The sequence below is a fragment of the Vibrio sp. Isolate24 genome (assembly GCF_022398215.1).
In the GTDB taxonomy this organism is placed as follows: Bacteria; Pseudomonadota; Gammaproteobacteria; order Enterobacterales; family Vibrionaceae; genus Vibrio; species Vibrio coralliilyticus_A.
In genome coordinates this window covers 790967-809147 of sequence record NZ_JAKEUU010000003.1, presented here as the reverse complement: position 1 = coordinate 809147, position 18181 = coordinate 790967, and the positions used below count along the sequence as shown (strand labels likewise).

Here is an 18181-nt window from a genome sequence, read left to right as displayed (position 1 = left end):
TTTAATGCAATTTATATACCTAGCATTGGTCAATCGCGTTCTTTACGCGTTTGTCCGATACCGGATATGGCGTGCCCAGCTGCTGAGCAAAATAGCTAACGCGCAGTTCTTCAAGCATCCAACGCACTTCTTTGACGTTATCTGGTACAGCCATTCCTTTAGGAATTTTGTTGAGCAATTCTTTGTAGTCGTTAGTAACGGCCTCAATCCTCAGCATATGCAAACGGTCCTTATTAGGATCGATTGGCAACTTCTCCATACGACGCTCAATCGCTTTCATGTAACGCAAAATATCTGGAAGGCGTCTCCAACCACATTCTGTCGCAAACCCTTTAAAGATAAGCCCCTCAATTTGCGCCTTAATATCAGATAAAGCAAAAGCCATCGAGAAGTCTATCTTGCCCTTTAACTTCTTATTAATACTGAATGCGGTTGTCAGAATTGTCTCTACTTGTTTCGCAATCTCCACCACAGTATCACCGAGTTCGGCTCGAACATGCTCTTTAAGCTGCTCAAATTCCTCCGGTTGCCAAACTATTCCGCCTTTTTCTTCGATCAGTTTATCCACACCACAAGCAATACAGTCATCAATCAGGTCAAGGACTTTCCCATAAGGGTTAAAATATAGACCGAGTTTAGACTTATTTGGCAAGTTACTGTGCAGATATTTGATCGGAGATGGTACGTTCAGCAATATCAATCGACGTTGGCCAGCCCGCATCGCAGAGGCCTGTTCTTGCTCCGTCTCGTAGAGTTTGATTTCAACACTGTCTTTGCTATCAACAATCGCTGGATAAGCTTTGACGTCATAGCCGCCGCGCTTTTGCTGATAAACTTTTGGCAACTCACCAAAACTCCAAGTATGAAGCCCTTGTTGCTCAATATCGTCATCGGCGACTTTAGAGAGTGTTTCCTGGACTTTGTCTTTTAGGCTCTCTTTTAGCTCATGCAGATCGCGATTTTCTTTGAGTTTACGGTTTCTATGGTCCACTGCGCGGAAGGTAACCTTCAAGTGATCAGGTACTTGCTCCATATTCCAATCTTCGCGTAACACTTCCACGCCAGTCATACGGCGAAGCTCTTTTTCTAAAGCATCAAGTAAAGGGGCTTCCATTGGCGTGGCACGAGCTAAAAATGCATCGGCGTAGTTGGGGGCAGGTACGAAGTTTTTACGAATCGTCTTTGGCAGTGATTTGATCAGGCTAACGACCAATTCATGGCGCAGCCCAGGAATTTGCCAGTCAAAACCTGCTTGTTCTACTTGGTTTAAAATAGGCAGAGGTAGGTGCACCGTGACACCGTCGTTATCTTCTCCCGGTTCAAATTGGTAGCTCAACTTGAGTTTAAGGCCATTCTGATGCCAGAAGTTAGGGTAATCCAAATCCGTAACATGGCTAGCGTCACCTTTGAAAAGCATTTCTTTTTCAAAGTTCAGCAGCTCACTGTTTTCTTTAGACGCGTTCTTCCACCAAGTATCAAAATGACGCCCTGAAACAACTTCCGTCCCCACTCGTTGGTCATAAAAATCAAACAGCTCATCATCATCAACCAGAATGTCGCGGCGACGGGACTTGTGTTCCAGCTCTTCCACTTCTTGAAGCAACTTACGATTTTGCTTAAAGAAAGCGTGTTTGGTTTCCCATTCACCTTCTACCAAAGCACTGCGAATAAAGATCTCACGGCTCACAGTTGCATCGATAGGGCCATAATTCACTAGGCGTTTAGGCACGATTGGCACGCCATAAAGCATCACTTTTTCATGAGCCATGACAGCAGCACGCTTTTTCGACCAATGTGGCTCGCTGTAACTGCGTTTAATCAGGTGCTTTGCCAGCGGTTCAATCCACTCCGGTTGGATCTTGGCGATAATACGCCCCCACAACTTTGATGTTTCCACTAGCTCAGCAGACACAATCCACTTTGGCTGTTTCTTAAACAACCCAGACGCAGGGAAGATATGGAAGCGCGCATTCCGTGCCCCTTGGTACTCATTCTTCTCCTGATCTTTCATACCAATGTGAGAAAGTAAACCGACCAGTATCGCACTGTGAGTTGCTTGGTAGCTCGCTGGTTCATCATTGAGTTTGAAGTCCATCTCACGCATAGACTGGTGTATCTGGAAATAGACGTCTTGCCACTCTCGGACTCGGAGATAGTTTAGATAGTCCTGCTTGCACTGCTTGCGGAATTGGTTTCCAGACAGCGTTTTTTGCTGCTTCTGAATGTAATCCCACAAATTAACCAACGTCAGGAAATCAGACTCTTCGTGAAAGAAACGTCTGTGCTTATCGTCTGACGATTGCTGTTTATCGCTTGGTCTCTCTCTCGGATCCTGAATCGAAAGTGCAGAAGCGATAACCATGACTTCTTTCAGTGCCCCATACTTTGGCGCTTCCAAAACCATACGGGCCAAACGTGGATCGATTGGCAAACGAGCTAACTGGCGACCAATTGAAGTCAGACGCTTTTTAGGGTCTTTTGCATTTTCATTGATGGCACCGAGCTCTTCTAATAATCGCACACCGTCTTGAACATTGCGTTTATCAGGCGCTTCAACAAACGGGAAAGCTTGAATGTCACCCAACCCCAGCGCCGTCATCTGAAGGATAACCGATGCTAGGTTAGTACGAAGAATTTCAGGATCGGTAAACTCTGGACGAGACTCAAAATCTTCCTCAGAGTACAAACGGATACAAATGCCCTCCTCAACACGACCACAACGACCTTTACGTTGGTTGGCACTCGCTTGAGATACAGGCTCAATCGGCAGGCGCTGTACTTTAGTACGATAACTGTAGCGGCTGATACGCGCCGTACCCGGATCGATAACATACTTGATCCCTGGTACTGTCAGAGAGGTTTCAGCGACGTTCGTTGCTAAGACGATGCGACGTCCAGCATGTGGCTGAAAAATCTTGTTCTGTTCACCGGCTGAAAGACGCGCGTACAATGGGACAATCTCTGTGCTCTTCAGGTTACGCTTTGCCAATGCATCAGCAGTGTCACGAATTTCTCGTTCACCGTTCATGAAGATAAGAATATCCCCTAAACCTTCATCGCAAAGCTCATCGACCGCATCAAAAATACCTTCTAGCTGGTCACGTTCGACATCATCATCACCACGTAATGGTCGGTAACGCGTTTCGACTGGGTAAGTACGGCCAGACACCTCAATAATGGGTGCATCATTAAAATGCTTAGAAAATCGCTCAGGGTCAATCGTTGCCGAAGTGATGATCACTTTAAGATCAGGACGGCGTGGCAGCAGTTCTTTCAGGTACCCAAGGATAAAGTCGATATTAAGACTGCGTTCGTGCGCTTCATCGATAATAATGGTGTCGTACTGGTTCAAGAAACGGTCATGCTGGATTTCAGCCAGCAAAATCCCGTCAGTCATCAGTTTAATTTGGGTATTGTCTGAAATTTGATCGTTGAATCGGACTTTATAACCGACAAACTCACCCAATTTGGTTTCCATCTCTTCCGCGATACGATTCGCTACCGAACGCGCAGCAAGGCGTCTTGGCTGTGTATGGCCAATCAAACCATATTGGCCACGCCCAAGCTCAGCACAAATTTTGGGGAGCTGAGTGGTTTTCCCTGAACCCGTTTCACCGGCGACAATAACCACTTGGTTTTCTTCAATCGCCTTTGCAATATCATCTTTTTTCTGACTTACTGGCAGAATTTCCGGGTATTCGATGGTGGGTTTGTAACTGGCTCTTTGCTCGACATCCATCATGGATTTAGCAATATCTAAGGCTATTTCATCGAAAACGGCATGACGAGACGCTTCTTTCTTTATTTTACTGGCGCCTGAAATGCGCTTACTCAGACGAAACCTATCTTTGAGCATGCACTGATTCAATGCCTTACGCAGAGAAGTAGCCGTGTTGGCCTGCACTTTCTCTTCAGAGGCGGTATTTTTTTCTGGCTGTGACGAAGTCAAAGCGTTACCTATTCTTTTCACTACATAAAACTGCGACAAATTGTACCACAGTCACCGTGACAAATGTCTCAGTCCATACAACAAAAAAGCCGTTAGTGACGTTCTCACTAACGGCTTTTCATCATCGGCTCAATCAAAAGTCAAACTGCACATAGATGGTATTGTAGTTACTGCCACCTTTAATCCGACCATATTGGGACGCTTGTTCAAATATCGCGCTGCGATGATGTAGTGAATAACCCACCCACATGTTGTCTAAGTCACGCTTGTTGAATAAATCGCCAATGTTGACGTCAAACGAAAAATCGAGATAGTTAAGGAAATTACTCGCGTTGTAGCCCTTAGAGTCCATCTCCGTTTGTTCGATATACGTGATGCTGTCAATGAATGACATCCCTTCAGCCACACCAAATCGCCACTGAGACGGCCAATTAAACGTGTAGTAGGCTTTAATCGCAGCAACGTATTCGGTGCTGGCAGATTGCACATCTGAAGACCAGTGATGAACAATGCCCGGTGTAAAGTAAATATCCAGCGGCACACCAAACAATTCGTCCGTTAAAGGATGGCCATAGAAAAGCGACGTCATTTGGTTATTGTATGGGTCTTTTTCTGTATTGAGCTTCATGATGTCGCCGATATTGGATGGCGTTGCCCAACCATGCGCAATCCGAACGTAACGTTTATTCTTGAGTTCAGGCTTAGGCGCTTTCGATTTATCATTAAAAAAACCAAAGCCAACAAAAAACTCGCCTTGATACCTATCTTCAACGGTATTGGAATGATAGGCGTTATTATCCAGTCGGGTCACGCTGGTAGAACCCAACAGATACAAGTTGGAATAAACGTGATAACGCGCGTCTATTCCTATATTGAGATCAAGGCCACCACCAATATTTTCCTTGGTGATATCGGAAAAAGAGTAATACTGACTATTGAAATCCGCATCCTTATAACGAAGACGGGCATGTGGCCTAAGTTCCCAGTCCCCATAATCAAACTCACCACTCACGCTTAAGTTACTATGGAAACGAAACTCGTCATCTGTCATCAATTCAGCATCTAGGTACCAATCGTCATCAAGGAAATAGCGTAGTTGACCACCAAAGTCGACCGCATCTCCACCGTTAGCATTTTGTTCAGAAGAGGGGATGTCTACAAACCTAAGCCGCATTAATGCACTCAACTGGAAGGCTTCATCCTCTGGCTTAAAAAGATAAGCCCCGCCCTGCAAACCTTCGACAAACACGTGCTCGTTCTCAAAATACATCATCGGTACAAACGTACCAACCGTCTGGTCATTGTTACCCGTGTAAAAAGGGATGGAAGCCATACGATAGACAGCAGCAATACCCCAATCTTGTTCACTGATGCCTTTTTCTTCCTCGGCGACAGCAGAAAAACTGACGGCGTTTACTACTAGCATCGTCAGTGTCGATAGTCTCTTTACGCTAATCATTTTTTGTCCAAAACTGACCGAACGACTCAAATTCTCATCAATCGATAAAGTTAATACTTATCTTTAAGCACGATTCGCCGTTAATATAAGAGTACATGTTCGCCTAAATTCTAAAATTGTGAAAGCATCAGATTTAAAGAAAGTTCTCGACTCATTACCTGAAAACCAAGATCCGCACATAGTGACTGGAGAAGAATGGCTTCCTGAAAGGTTGGTTAATACTCACCTCGACAATGACATGCTATTTTTAGAATTTGATAACGCACCCGAAGAAACCCAAGGAGAGGAAGAAGGTCGTGGGTTTGTCGAGCACGAAGTTGACATGATTCGTCAGCGATTTAAACAAATTCTTGACGAAAGCTCCGATACAAAAACCAAAGCAGATGCTATGCTGGCGCTCTTTCTCATGGGTCACGAAATGTCGAGTTCTGAGATCATCGAAATATTGGAAGACCCTGAAGTACCTAAAGATCCGACAGAGAACCAATGAAACCAACACCTGAATTGCCCTTTCTCTTAGCTGGCCCCATTTTAAGAAAATCTACCGCTGATGAGCTTGTCTTCTGGTTAGCAACCAGTCGTCCCTTAGAGGGAAAGTTCATTCTTTCTCAAGCGTCCGATCACAACGTAGTCTTTCAAGACAATCTTTCTGAGTGCCAGCAAATTCAGGTGGGCACACACTGCTTCGTGACCTTAGCGCATTTTAAAAGTGACTTTCCAACTGATGTGGCGCTTAGTTATGAATTCGAGACTCACCTCGGTCCACTAAGCACGCTTTACCCGCATTTACTGCATACTGACGAAGAACAGTTGACGTTTAAAATCTCGACCAAAGCGAATTATGTCCTACATGGTTCCTGCCGCAATCCGCATTATCCTAGTAAAGATGCGCTCGCCACTATGGATAATAAGGTCGCCACTCAATCTCTAAATGAGAGACCAGACATGCTGATCTTGAGCGGCGATCAAATCTATGCTGATCATGTAGCGGGGCCAATGCTTGATGCGATCTTACAAACCATCGACATACTTGATTTGCCATCAGAGTCGTTTCCTGATGCTCCCATTGATTGTGCCGAGTCTCTATATGCGCATCCCGACTGCTTTTATGGACGAGATAAAATTCTACCCCACTACGTTGATGACGGGACATTCATCAGCAAATTATTTCCTAAGCGCCGTGTCCCTATTTTCAGCTCACGCGAAAACGAAAATCATCTGGTCACTTTTGCTGAGTTCCTAGCCATGTACATTTTGGTCTGGTCTCCCACTCTTTGGCCATGCCTCAATTTGACACGTCTACTCGATAAAGAATTTACCCATGGCGGTCAAACGCTTTCGCCTCGCTGGCAACAGCAATGGCGTGAAGAAAAACAAGTACTCGAAGCATTCATCGGCACTTTGCCTCAAGTACAGCGCTTACTTGCTCATATACCGACTTATATGATTTTCGATGATCATGATATTACTGATGACTGGAATCTGACCGTTGGTTGGGAGAAAGCCGCATACGAAAACCCATTCTCTAAGCGTATTATTGGCAATGGCTTGATTGCTTATTGGTTGTGCCAAGGGTGGGGAAATGAACCGGATAACTTCAATGACGAGTTTCTGTCTGAGGCATTGAATTACCTAAACCAACCCACAGCGCAAAACCAAGATGAGTTCATCAGTTACCTTTACAGTTTCGAGCGATGGCATTTTACCATCCACACTTCACCTAAAGTTGTCGTTCTGGACACCCGCACACGAAGGTGGCGTTCAGAATCAAGAATGAACAAACCCTCTGGTTTAATGGATTGGGAAGCACTAATAGAGTTTCAGCAAGAGCTAATGCATCAAGATAAAGTGATTGTCGTATCCGCAGCCCCCATGTTTGGCGTCAAGTTTATCGAAGCTCTGCAAAAAGGCATGACCATGCTTGGTCAACCATTGGTGATTGATGCTGAAAACTGGATGGCACACCCTGGCAGTGCAAATACGCTATTGAGCATTTTTACTCACACGAAAACACCTGCCAACTTTGTTATTTTGTCAGGTGATGTCCATTACTCATTTGCGTACGATATAAAACTCCGTTTTCGACGCTCTAGCCCCAATATTTATCAGATCACCTGTAGCGGCTTTAAAAGTCAGTTCCCTGAGCCTTTATTAGCAGTGTGTGACCATCTGGATAGGCTACTCTATTCCCCACGCTCACCACTCAACTTTCTGACTAAACGTAAACGTCTGAAAATCAAAAAGCGGGATCCCAATACCGAAGGAGCCCGTCGTTTGGTCAATGCCAGCGCCATCGGCGAAGTAAAGCTGGATGACAACGGTAAACCTAAACGGATCTCGATATTAACGGGAGATGGCAAAGAAATTGATTTTCCACCGATAGGAGAAAAGTAATCTTTTTGTAAAGAGACTTGTGCTTGCTTCGCATCATCACTATCTATAGAACTAGGAAACAAATTTGAGGCGCGTCACATGCTGAATTCCATCACAACTCTATTTAAACAACTTATCGACGGTCAAGATCTCGGAAAACACGTAGAGACAGACCCAAATCTTGCCATCGCCTGTTTGCTCTGCGAAGTCTCCGGTGCTGATCACCAAATCATTGGCGCCGAGACTGAGGCCAAGTGTCAATTGCTCACTCGTCTTCTAAATATCAGTCAACCTGAAGCGTCTTCTCTCCTCGAACGTGCTGCGATAAAAAGTAAAGAGTCTGCCTCTTTGTATGACTTTACTTCACAGTTAAGAGAACTCAGTCAGAATACTCGGTTTGACCTTATTAAAGCGATGTGGGAAGTTGCGCACGCTGACGGAAACATTGATCCACTTGAAGATGCTGTTATTCGCAAAGCCGCAGAATTGCTCTATGTCGATCACAGCGAGTTTATTCGCGCTAAATTGCAGGTGATTGAGAATAATAACGGCTAACCTAAGCCACCATGACGACAGCCTAAGGCCAACTTTCCGCCACTAAAGCATGGTTAACGCTAATTTAGCGAGATTATAGGCGTCAACGTATCCAGAGTGCTGTCGTCCTTCCCAGTCAATATTTTGTGCTTCCTGAGCGGCCTTGTGGCCAATGCGTTTATCTTTAAGGCGATGCTGGATGCGATACAGAGTAGCTAAGTTAATGAACTCTTTAAACGGCATTTCAATGCCTTTATCCTGACATTCTTGCGCTAAGATCAGATCGTCTCTACCCCATGAGGCGTAAATTTTATTCGCGCCGCCGAAGTTTTTGATCATCGACTTGAGCACTTCTTCGAGCGGGCGACCCTGTTTCTCAATTTTACGCGGTGTAATACCCGTTAGTTGAGAACAAAACAGAGACACTTCATTTTGTTCTGGTTTCACATAGTACTGAGCACGTTTGACGATCTCGCCTTTGACAAGATCAATTTCCGCCAGTCCGACTTCGATGATTTCACCAGTAGTACCGACACCGTTTTCATTCCAACAGCACATTTCCAAATCGAAACAAACTATACGGTTATGGTTCATTGCTCGCCTATGTTTTGTTTTCTGATAAAGCGCCGAATTCTACCTCAGTTGAAGCTAAAACTCGAATCACACCGAGTTGGTTGCGCAGTTCTTCCTCAATCTTGTGTCGAACTCACCACCTAATTTTGGTCAACTTACCTATAGTGTGACTCAAAATGCCTAAAAACAAATCAATCAGGCCTGTTACTGCCTCTTTTCTGAAGGCCTGTAGACTTGAATGTGATAATATTTGCCCCAATTTAACCCAATAATTACGACAATAGCACTCAGGTGTGACTGCTATTTCTTCCATCAATTAAGAGAAATGTCATGACGTTCGATTTACAAATGATCCCTCAAACGTTCGATATGCTGCACGCTGGCCTAACGGCATCAAGCGTCCTTTTACTTCTGATTGCGGTATCACGCAAATCTAAAGTCGTCGAGAAAGTGGTTGAAAAGCCCGTTGAGAAAGTCGTCGAAGTTGAAAAGCCTGTCGAGAAGATCGTTGAAGTAGAAAAAGTGGTCGAAGTTGAGAAAGTCATCGAGAAAGTGGTGGAAGTCGAATCTAAACTGGCAACCGCTTCAACAGATTCAGCGATGCAACTTTTATCTATCATGCAGCAGGAAGCCCGTCTGATTGACTTCCTAAAAGAAGACCTAACCTCATTCTCAGATGAAGAAGTCGGTGCGGCCGCTCGCGTTATCCACACGGGGGGGCAGAAAGTGCTGAACGATTACGTTTCGCTTGAGCATATACGTAATGAAGATGAAGACACTCGTATTACGATTGAAGACGGCTTTAACTCGCAGGAGATTCGCCTAACCGGTAATGTGACAGGAAGTGCACCTTTTAATGGCACCTTGATTCATAAAGGCTGGAAAGCACGTGAAATGAATCTACCGAAACTTGCTGAAAACTACGACGCTTCTATTATCGCACCTGCCGAGGTGGAGCTGTAATGGAACACCACAACACAGCGACTGACACGCCTAAATTCAGTGTTGGTATCGACTTAGGCACAACACACTGTGTGATGTCTTTTATCGACACGCACAATGAAGATGCGCAAGTTGAAGTGATGCCGATTCCACAGCTCACTGCACCTGGTACAGTAGAGACTCGCAGCCAATTAGGCTCTTTTCTATACCAACCACATGAGCACGAAATGAACCCGCAATCACGCGTTCTTCCGTGGTCGAGCGAGCCAAAAGCGCTGGTTGGTGCTATTGCACGTAGCCTAGGCTCTAAAACACCAATTCGTCTTGTTGCCAGTGCCAAATCTTGGCTTTGTCACTCAGGTGTGAACCGTCGTGATGCATTCCTACCAGCAGGTAGCCCAGAAGAAGTGGAAAAAGTATCCCCTCTTCGCGCGACAGAACTTTACCTAGAGCACCTAAAAGACGCTTGGAATCACGCGAATCCAAATCACAACCTTGCCGATCAAGACGTGACTATTACGGTTCCTGCTTCTTTTGATCCTGCTGCTCGTGACCTAACAGCAGAAGCAGCACGCAACGTTGGTTTTGTGCACCTAACGCTTCTAGAAGAGCCACAAGCTGCGCTTTACAACTGGATCGATAACAGCAACGACAAATGGCGTGATGAAGTCGAAGTTGGCGACATCGTACTTGTGGTCGATATCGGTGGTGGTACCACTGACCTTTCTTTGGTGGAAGTCACTGAAGACGGCGGTAACCTAACTCTGAACCGTATCGCGGTAGGTGAACACATCCTACTTGGCGGTGACAACATGGACCTTGCACTTGCGTACCGATTGAAGATGAAGCTAGCGCAAGAAGGCAAAGAGCTACAGCCATGGCAAGTTCAGGCAATGACGCACGCATGTCGTGACGCGAAAGAAGCACTATTGAACGACAGCGAGCTTCAGTCAGTGCCAATCGTAGTACCAAGCCGCGGTTCTAAACTGCTTGGCTCAACGTTGAAGACAGAACTGACTCAAGAAGAAGTACAACAAACACTGGTTGACGGTTTCTTCCCTAAAGTTGCGATTACGGACCACCCTGTTCAACGTAACCGTGGTGCACTAACGCAAATGGGTCTGCCTTACGCACAAGATGCGGGCATTACTCGTCACATTGCCGCGTTCCTGTCTAAGCAAGCTAATGCCCTTTCTACTTCAGGAAATGGTGGCACAGAAGCAACTCAAGATTTCAACCCATTCGCTAACATGCCGGGTATGCCAGGTGCTGATACAGCGCAATCGGCTGACTTCATCAAACCAACGGCAATCCTATTCAACGGTGGTGTGCTGAAATCGAAACTTCTAGCCAGTCGTCTAGAAGACACGATCAACGAATGGCTAATTGAAGCAGATGCTGAAATGGCAAAACGCCTAACAGGTGTGGATCTAGACCTTGCAGTTGCTAGCGGTGCGGCTTACTACGGCTCTGTGCGTCGTGGACAAGGCGTTCGTATCCGTGGTGGTATTGCTTCGGCTTACTACGTGGGTATCGAAAGTGCGATGCCAGCGATTCCGGGCATGGCGCCTCCAATGGAAGCACTTTGTGTCGCACCATTTGGTATGGAGGAAGGTTCAAGTGTTGACGTACCAAGCCAAGAGTTTGGTTTGATCATCGGTCAGCCAGTTAACTTCCAATTCTTCGGCTCAACCGTTCGTCGTGATGACCTAGCAGGTACTCACCTAGACTACTGGACACCAGAAGAGCTTGAAGAGCTTCCAGAAATTCAAGTAACGCTACCTGTATCTGAAGGTCGTCGTGAAGGTGAAGTGGTTCCAGTAACTCTAGCTTCTCGCGTCACAGAGCTGGGTACGCTTTACTTAGAAGCCATTGCCGCTGATAACGGTCAAAAATGGCATGTTGAGTTCGATGTGCGCGAAGACGCGAAAAGCGACTCAAACGAAGAAGAATAAATAGACATCAACGGCATCCAATCGGGTGCCGTTTTTAAATACACGAAGGTTTGTATGGCATCTCCTCGTTTTCTTGTTGGTATTGACCTTGGCACCACAAACACTGTGGTGGCGTATTGTGAAATCACCGACAACCTTGAACAATCCGAAGTATCCCTATTCGACATCGACCAATTGATTGGTCCGGGTGAAGTGGTTCGTAAACCATTACTGCCCTCTTTCCGTTACCATCCTGCGGTTGGTCAAATCTCCCCTGCTGACCTAACACTCCCATGGGAAAACGAACCCGTTTCTGGCGACATTAGTAATGTGATCGTGGGTGAATGGGCACGTGAATTAGGTGCGAAGGTAGAAGGGCGTCAGGTCTCCAGTGCAAAAAGCTGGCTATCGCACCAAGCAGTGGATCGTAGTTCAGACATTCTTCCTTGGGCTGGTGCGCAAGACGTGGATAAAGTCTCCCCCGTGATTGCCAGCGCAAGCTACCTCAACCACATTCGCCAAGCATGGAACTACCGTAACCCTAGCAACAAGCTAGAAGACCAAGATGTGGTTGTGACGGTTCCTGCCTCGTTCGATGAAACCGCTCGTAAGCTCACGCTTGAAGCCGCTGAGCTGGCAGGTTTAAACAAAATCGTCTTGCTCGAAGAGCCACAAGCGGTCTGTTACGACTGGTACGCTCGCCACCAGCAAACTGCAGCCGATGAGTTAAAAGAGCTACCACTGATCCTAGTTTGTGATGTGGGCGGCGGTACCACCGATTTGAGTTTAATCGAAGCAAAGTACCACAATGATGAACTGGCACTGGATCGTATTGGTGTTGGCGAACACCTGATGCTTGGTGGAGATAACCTCGACTTAGCATTAGCGCACCTTGCAGAAAGCCGCTTCAATCAAAGTAAGAAGCTCACCGCAGCAAGCCTAACTAAACTGATTCAACAAACTCGTAAAGCAAAAGAAGATTTGCTGTCAGTGAGCGCGCCTGACGAAGTAAAAATCACCATGCTGGGCAGCGGGTCTAAACTTCTGGGCGGAACAAAGAGCATTGCACTAAGCAAACAAGAAGTGCACCAAATTGCTTTGGATGGCTTCTTCCCGCGTTCTGATTTCAGTGAAGTTCCAGATAAACGCCGCAGCGCGGTGGTCGAGTTTGGTCTTCCCTACGTTGCTGACCCGGCAGTGAGTAAGCACGTCGCCGAATTTTTAACTCAGCATCAACAGGTCTCTCGCGCCGCGCTTGGCATTGAAGATGACAAACAAAATGCTATCCCCGTTGGAATACTGCTTAATGGTGGTGTATTCAACAGTGAATTGGTCACAGAGCGTGTCACCACGTTGCTTTCTGATTGGCGCGGAGATCCTGTCACCGTGCTGGATAACCCACACCCAGATTGGTCTGTGGCCCTCGGTGCTGTTGCATTTGGTAAAGCGCGTCGCGGGGCACAACTCAAGATCGGTGGTGGTGCCGCACGTTCTTACTTTTTGCACCTGCAAGAAAAGAACAAGATGGGTAAAGCGCTTTGCTTGCTGGCGAAAGGGACAGAAGAAGGCAACGAAATTCGCCTCAGTGGACGTCGCTTTTCGTTAACGCTTGGTGAGCCAGTACGCTTTAACCTTTTGACATCGACTCACGATACATTAAGCCAAAACACCGCCATTCAAAACGGCGTAATGGTTGATGTTGACCCAGATTTGTTTGCTCCTCTGCCACCTTACATCACCACCCTTGAAGGCGAAGGTGCCGAGCTGAAAGCCAACCAAAAAGAGCGCGTCGAAGTGCAACTGGCGTGTCAGTTGACTGAAGTCGGCACACTGAAAATGGAATGCGTCAGTGCAGAAGACGACAACAAGCGCTGGCAGTTAGAGTTTGAAGTTCGCAACAAGCAGGCCGAAGAAGAGGATCAGGTTGAACTTCACCCTCGTCTGAATGAGTGTAAAGAACTGATCGGTCGACTTTACAGTGGCAATAAGAAAAGCGCTGATGGTAAAGAGATAAAAACCCTAGCTAAAGATCTAGAAAAGAGACTTGGCAAGCGCGACGAATGGGACTTCACCACTCTACGCCAACTGTTTGATGCGTTTGCTCAAGGTCGAAAGCGTCGCCGCCGCTCTGAACCACACGAGAAAAACTGGCTGCGTTTAGCTGGCTTCTCTTTAAGACCAGGGTTCGGTGACGCTACGGATTCATGGCGTATCGAGCAGGTATGGGGGCTTTATCAGCAAGGTATCCAGTTTAAAAACCACCAAGGTTGGACGGATTGGTGGGTCTTTTGGCGTCGTGTTGCAGGTGGTCTTAGCCAAGAGCAGCAAGAAACCATCTTGGCGGACATTGCCAAATACCTCCACCCTGGCGCAATGAAAAACCCACAATCCGCCAAAGCGGCACAAGAAATGGGTTACGAGTCCATGGTACGCCTTGCGGCCTCCTTAGAGCAGTTAGAAGTCGAAGACAAAGTGCTACTCGCAAGCTGGTTTATGAGTAAAGCGATTAATCACAATCAGTTCGAGCAAGCGCACTGGTGGGCTCTAGGGCGACTCGCTTCACGAACACCTCTTTATGGTAGCCAACATAGTGTTATACCTCGCGAGCAAGCTGAACAGTGGTTGCCTAAGCTATTGGAACAAAACTGGCACAAAGAGCCAATGATCGCTTTCGCAGCAGTAATGATTTGTCGTAAGACGGGTGACCGCCTATTCGATATTTCTGACGACTACCGTGAACAAGTTCTCACTAAGCTGAAGCAAAGCAAAGTGCCTGAGTCTTGGTTATCACTGGTTGAAGAAGTCAAAGAGCTGTCTGAGAGCGAATCGAAGCGAGTCTTTGGTGATGCACTGCCGAGTGGCCTAACACTGGTCAATAGCTAAATGTCAGTGGCCTATCTGCTAGAAACATCGAGAGCAGATAGGCCATTGAAACTGTCGTATTGTATATTGGACAGATAAAGCCACACTATTTACGAAGTAAAGCCACACACTCGTCATATGATGGGTTATCACTGACTCCAATGTCCCACAGTTGCTTAGCCGCGTAGTGAGCAAAATTTGGATCAGCTGGGAATAAAGCCTGCCTAGAACGCTTCTTTTTCAGATAGATAATTTTTATTTCTTTTAATTCAGAACCAATAATATGCCTAGAGTTGGCACAGATTTCTGCAAGTCCTTCATAAGCATAAGCGTTAACTTCGGCCATATTAATCGCGGCAAACGCATGAACAGGGGCCAATACAGTCAACAGAATTATCTTGTTATGCTTTCTCATATGTTACGCCCCTGCCACATTACAGGTCGTGAGCGAATGGAACATTCCGAACCTCCAGCGCAAGCCTACATCCACTTGGTGAACTAATCGTCGTTCTGTATGTTTTGTAAAAAAGCGGCTTCCGATTGCATGATTTCACTGTACTCGCCGGTTTCCATCAAATGCTGTAAACCTGCGTTAAATTCTTTGACCAATACTTGACTGCGTTCACTATCAAATCGGCTGAAAATCACAAACATATCATCTTCAAGTAAAGGTTTAGAATCCAATCTAATGTGTTGCCTTAGCTCTTTAGGCACATAGTGTTTTATGAGGTACAAACCGCGTTCAACACCCGTTGGATAAGCATCAAGTCGTCCCTTAGCCATTTTCTGAAAATTAGTTTCTTCAGAGTTATTTATCTCTACTTTAACACCAAGTTTCTGCATCACATGGGTTGCTTGATACCCTTGAGTCGCACCTATTTGATACTTATGAAGATCGGCCACTTCCTGCCAAGAAAATAGCGTATCAGAGTGGTAAAAGAACTGAACCCGTTGACTAAAGAAGGGCTCTGAAAAGATAAACTCTTTGACCCTATCCTCATTTTTCATCCAAGGGAAAGTACCATCAAATTTACCTCTTATCGCATACTGATAAGATCTCACCCATGGGTAGTATTCGAGTTCTACGGTATAGCCTCGAGCTTCAAATGCCCTTCGTACCAATGTTTCCGATATTTTTAGCTCAGGATCAGACAGAGAGCTGGTATATGGCTCCCAATCTCCCACCGCAAACTTAACCACCTTATCGTCCGAAAAAGACGGGAATGAATAGAGTAAAAGAAGTAAAAAACTCACCCAAAAGCACTTCATAACAACACAACTATCAGTAACACCAATTGTAAGTGTAGCTCTAATACTCATATTCGATAAGCAGTATAGATTTTAGAAAGATCGCAGTGTTCTTAGAGCACTAGGTGCTTTGCCTGACCAGCGTTTAAAACTTCGCCTAAAATTCGCGCTATCGCTATAACCAAGACGAAAAGCGATGTCATCAACCGTCAAGTTTGTGCGCAACAAGAACTCTTTGGACAATTCAAAACGGACTTCATCAAGCAGAGACTGATAGCTGGTTTCTTCTTGGTTTAGCTGCCTTCGTAACGTCCGGGTTGAACAAGCGTGTAGCTGGGCGACGTCATCAAACGAAGGGAATACTCCAGCACTTTGGTAAAGATGTGCTTTAATCTGATTGCTCAGTCGCATCGGAGACTGCAATAATGCGATGACAGACTCACAAGAATGGAGGTAAATTCCGAGCAGATCAGCATTATGGGAAGTCAATCGCCAATCCAATACATGAGCGTCAAAGGTCAATGCGAACCGTCGCTGTTCAAAGTTAACTTCACATTGAAAGCGCTGCATATACTCTTCTGCGTACACTGGTGGTGCGAACGGGAGCTCAAGCTTTCTGACCTTGAGTTGTTGCCCCGTCAGTTCAGCAAATAACGATAAAAGTGAGCTAAAAAAGTACTCTGTACAAAAAGGCAATAACTCACCAATATTTAAGTCATTTTCGATCTCAATCGAAGCTGTATTATCGCCCCGTAATACTCTGACCGAGAAGATAGGGCCATTAAGATTCAAATACTTAAATCCAGCTTTTATTGCTTCAGAGACGGTTTGACTGCTCATAATGGCATAACCCAATATACCAAAATGACTGAGTGTGGCTTTTCCACCCAGTAATAAACCTAAGCCGATAGAGGGGTAGCACTGCTGAGCAGAGCGAAATAGCAGAAGCTTGTCCGAGTAACTGATATGGCTCTGGGGCTGCTGCCAATCTAAATCATCAAGGCCCGTTTGTCGTAATAAACTCTGCGAGTCTAAGCCGTATTTCTCTAAAATGGTAAGCAACAAAGAGACATCAAGTACCCCTAACTGATAACGATGTTCAGTGGGTAAATACTCCGCGATCACTTCCATATCAGCTCCCATTTCCAGTTACTGTTTAGAGTAACCAAGTTTAGCTCTCTTAATCGTGATGTTTATTCGTTTTCTGACCGAAAATGACCTGTCAAAATAAACCAAAGCACGTAAAACTAACGGAAATGTTATCAACTTGTGAATACATTATGTTACTGAGTCAAGCGGCTCCAGAGTGCCTAATTCAATCTAATGGGAAGCCTTATTTGGGCCACTTTGATGGCGTACCCAAGCAGCTGGGGATCACCCATTTTGATTATCGAAACAATATGGACCGTAAAGTCGGTAAGATGAAAAAGTACTTTCATTACAAGCAGTTTCAATTCGCAAGTATATCAACGTCTCGCTATGTCATCGGTATCGCTATTGCCGATATCCGCTATGTGGGTTCCGCATTTTGCTACGTCTACGATATGGAAACCGACATACTGATAGAAAAGAGCTGGCTAAGGCCGTTATGTATCGATAAACAAATGGCTGCATCTCCGTACCGCGGTAAGACGACCATTGCTGCAAAGCGCCTGATATTTAATATCGAACATCCTAGATGGCGCATGAAAGCCGATACTGATTTTCTACACCTTGATGTGTCACTGGAGCCATTACGCCATAGCTTACCGCTCTCGCTCTGCACACCGACAGGCTATAACGGCTGGACTTACACCCAAAAGCACAACGCGCTGACCGTGACAGGAAACATTGAAATTGGTGGTGACACTATCGACCTTTCGGGCGCGTTAGGCGGCTACGATTTTTCCGCTGGTTTCATGAGGCGAGAAACCAGTTGGCGATGGGCAAGTATTAATGGCAAGACTAAGGATGGCACACTAGGCCTCAATTTGGCCGCCGGTGTAAACGAGACCGGTTGCCATGAGAATGCCCTATGGCTCAACGGTTCACGACATTTGCTAGGAGCCGTCCACTTTCGTTTTGATCGTCAATCCTCTCAGAGAAAGTGGCATATTTTCTCGGATGATGGTCGAGTTGATCTCACCTTCACACCAATCAACAGAAGAAGCGAAAAGCTTAATCTTTGGCTACTACAAAGTAATTTTCGTCAGTTTATTGGCCGCTTTTCTGGTTTTATTGAGGATGGAAATGGTATCCGTCACACGCTAGATCAACAACTTGGGTTAACCGAAGATCATTTCGCTCGTTGGTAACTCTCTTGGAGCT

At 45.8% G+C, this 18181-nt stretch carries 13 protein-coding genes; 7 read left to right on the top strand and 6 right to left on the bottom strand.

The genetic code is table 11. The annotated features are described in order from the left end of the window. Positions 1–19: 19 nt before the first annotated feature. Both hrpA and L1D23_RS16425 read right to left on the bottom strand, forming a co-directional pair. Positions 20–3949, bottom strand: coding sequence for an ATP-dependent RNA helicase HrpA (gene hrpA / locus L1D23_RS16430; protein WP_239868389.1), 3930 nt, complete (start codon positions 3947–3949; stop codon positions 20–22). Positions 3950–4082: 133 nt separating this feature from the next. Further along, positions 4083–5375, bottom strand: coding sequence for a MipA/OmpV family protein (locus tag L1D23_RS16425; RefSeq protein WP_239868572.1), 1293 nt, complete (start codon positions 5373–5375; stop codon positions 4083–4085). Positions 5376–5526: 151 nt separating this feature from the next. Between L1D23_RS16425 and L1D23_RS16420 the strand changes: the two genes are divergently transcribed. The 3 genes from L1D23_RS16420 (at position 5527) to L1D23_RS16410 (ending at position 8336) form a co-directional block, all read left to right on the top strand. Then, positions 5527–5898: a hypothetical protein gene (locus L1D23_RS16420; RefSeq protein ID WP_239868386.1), complete on the top strand. Its 372-nt coding sequence runs from the start codon at positions 5527–5529 to the stop codon at positions 5896–5898. Then, a complete protein-coding gene (locus tag L1D23_RS16415) occupies positions 5895–7802 on the top strand; it encodes an alkaline phosphatase D family protein (RefSeq protein WP_239868383.1) in 1908 nt (635 codons plus the stop codon). The genes L1D23_RS16420 and L1D23_RS16415 overlap by 4 nt, the downstream gene beginning before the upstream one ends. Positions 7803–7880: 78 nt before the next feature. Beyond that, on the top strand, positions 7881–8336 hold the full coding sequence (locus tag L1D23_RS16410) for a TerB family tellurite resistance protein (protein WP_239868380.1): 456 nt from the start codon (positions 7881–7883) through the stop codon (positions 8334–8336). Positions 8337–8378: 42 nt separating this feature from the next. On the opposite strand, the gene L1D23_RS16405 is transcribed toward L1D23_RS16410, so the two are convergent. Further along, on the bottom strand, positions 8379–8909 hold the full coding sequence (locus L1D23_RS16405) for a 3'-5' exonuclease (protein WP_239868377.1): 531 nt from the start codon (positions 8907–8909) through the stop codon (positions 8379–8381). 309 nt (positions 8910–9218) lie between these two features. Here L1D23_RS16405 and L1D23_RS16400 point away from each other — a divergent pair, with 309 nt between their 5' ends. The 3 genes from L1D23_RS16400 to L1D23_RS16390 are packed head-to-tail and all read left to right on the top strand — an operon-like array spanning position 9219 to position 14647. After that, positions 9219–9851, top strand: a complete 633-nt coding sequence (locus L1D23_RS16400; protein WP_239868374.1) for a DUF2760 domain-containing protein — start codon at positions 9219–9221, stop codon at positions 9849–9851. Continuing rightward, positions 9851–11785 (top strand): Hsp70 family protein, encoded by a 1935-nt coding sequence (locus L1D23_RS16395; RefSeq protein ID WP_239868371.1) that lies wholly within the window; start codon positions 9851–9853, stop codon positions 11783–11785. The genes L1D23_RS16400 and L1D23_RS16395 overlap by 1 nt, the downstream gene beginning before the upstream one ends. 54 nt (positions 11786–11839) lie before the next feature. Then, a complete protein-coding gene (locus L1D23_RS16390; protein WP_239868368.1) occupies positions 11840–14647 on the top strand; it encodes an Hsp70 family protein in 2808 nt (935 codons plus the stop codon). Positions 14648–14732: 85 nt separating this feature from the next. On the opposite strand, the gene L1D23_RS16385 is transcribed toward L1D23_RS16390, so the two are convergent. From L1D23_RS16385 to L1D23_RS16375, 3 genes are all read right to left on the bottom strand, one after another. Then, positions 14733–15041 (bottom strand): hypothetical protein, encoded by a 309-nt coding sequence (locus L1D23_RS16385; protein WP_239836633.1) that lies wholly within the window; start codon positions 15039–15041, stop codon positions 14733–14735. Between the two features lie 83 nt (positions 15042–15124). Further along, positions 15125–15880, bottom strand: a complete 756-nt coding sequence (locus L1D23_RS16380) for a transporter substrate-binding domain-containing protein (RefSeq protein ID WP_239868365.1) — start codon at positions 15878–15880, stop codon at positions 15125–15127. Between the two features lie 87 nt (positions 15881–15967). Continuing rightward, complete coding sequence (locus L1D23_RS16375; RefSeq protein ID WP_239868362.1) at positions 15968–17005, bottom strand: AraC family transcriptional regulator; 1038 nt, start codon at positions 17003–17005, stop codon at positions 15968–15970. A gap of 149 nt (positions 17006–17154) precedes the next feature. Here L1D23_RS16375 and L1D23_RS16370 point away from each other — a divergent pair, with 149 nt between their 5' ends. Then, complete coding sequence (locus L1D23_RS16370) at positions 17155–18168, top strand: DUF2804 domain-containing protein (protein WP_239868359.1); 1014 nt, start codon at positions 17155–17157, stop codon at positions 18166–18168. Positions 18169–18181: the final 13 nt, after the last annotated feature.

What these genes read in the sequence shown, in the direction of transcription:
- L1D23_RS16425 (WP_239868572.1), bottom strand. Translation starts at nt 5,375, where the DNA reads ATGCTAGTAGTAAACGCCGTCAGTTTTTCTGCTGTCGCCGAGGAAGAA.
- L1D23_RS16415 (WP_239868383.1), top strand. Translation starts at nt 5,895, where the DNA reads ATGAAACCAACACCTGAATTGCCCTTTCTCTTAGCTGGCCCCATTTTA.
- L1D23_RS16410 (WP_239868380.1), top strand. Translation starts at nt 7,881, where the DNA reads ATGCTGAATTCCATCACAACTCTATTTAAACAACTTATCGACGGTCAA.
- L1D23_RS16405 (WP_239868377.1), bottom strand. Translation starts at nt 8,909, where the DNA reads ATGAACCATAACCGTATAGTTTGTTTCGATTTGGAAATGTGCTGTTGG.
- L1D23_RS16400 (WP_239868374.1), top strand. Translation starts at nt 9,219, where the DNA reads ATGACGTTCGATTTACAAATGATCCCTCAAACGTTCGATATGCTGCAC.
- L1D23_RS16395 (WP_239868371.1), top strand. Translation starts at nt 9,851, where the DNA reads ATGGAACACCACAACACAGCGACTGACACGCCTAAATTCAGTGTTGGT.
- L1D23_RS16390 (WP_239868368.1), top strand. Translation starts at nt 11,840, where the DNA reads ATGGCATCTCCTCGTTTTCTTGTTGGTATTGACCTTGGCACCACAAAC.
- L1D23_RS16385 (WP_239836633.1), bottom strand. Translation starts at nt 15,041, where the DNA reads ATGAGAAAGCATAACAAGATAATTCTGTTGACTGTATTGGCCCCTGTT.
- L1D23_RS16375 (WP_239868362.1), bottom strand. Translation starts at nt 17,005, where the DNA reads ATGGAAGTGATCGCGGAGTATTTACCCACTGAACATCGTTATCAGTTA.
- L1D23_RS16370 (WP_239868359.1), top strand. Translation starts at nt 17,155, where the DNA reads ATGTTACTGAGTCAAGCGGCTCCAGAGTGCCTAATTCAATCTAATGGG.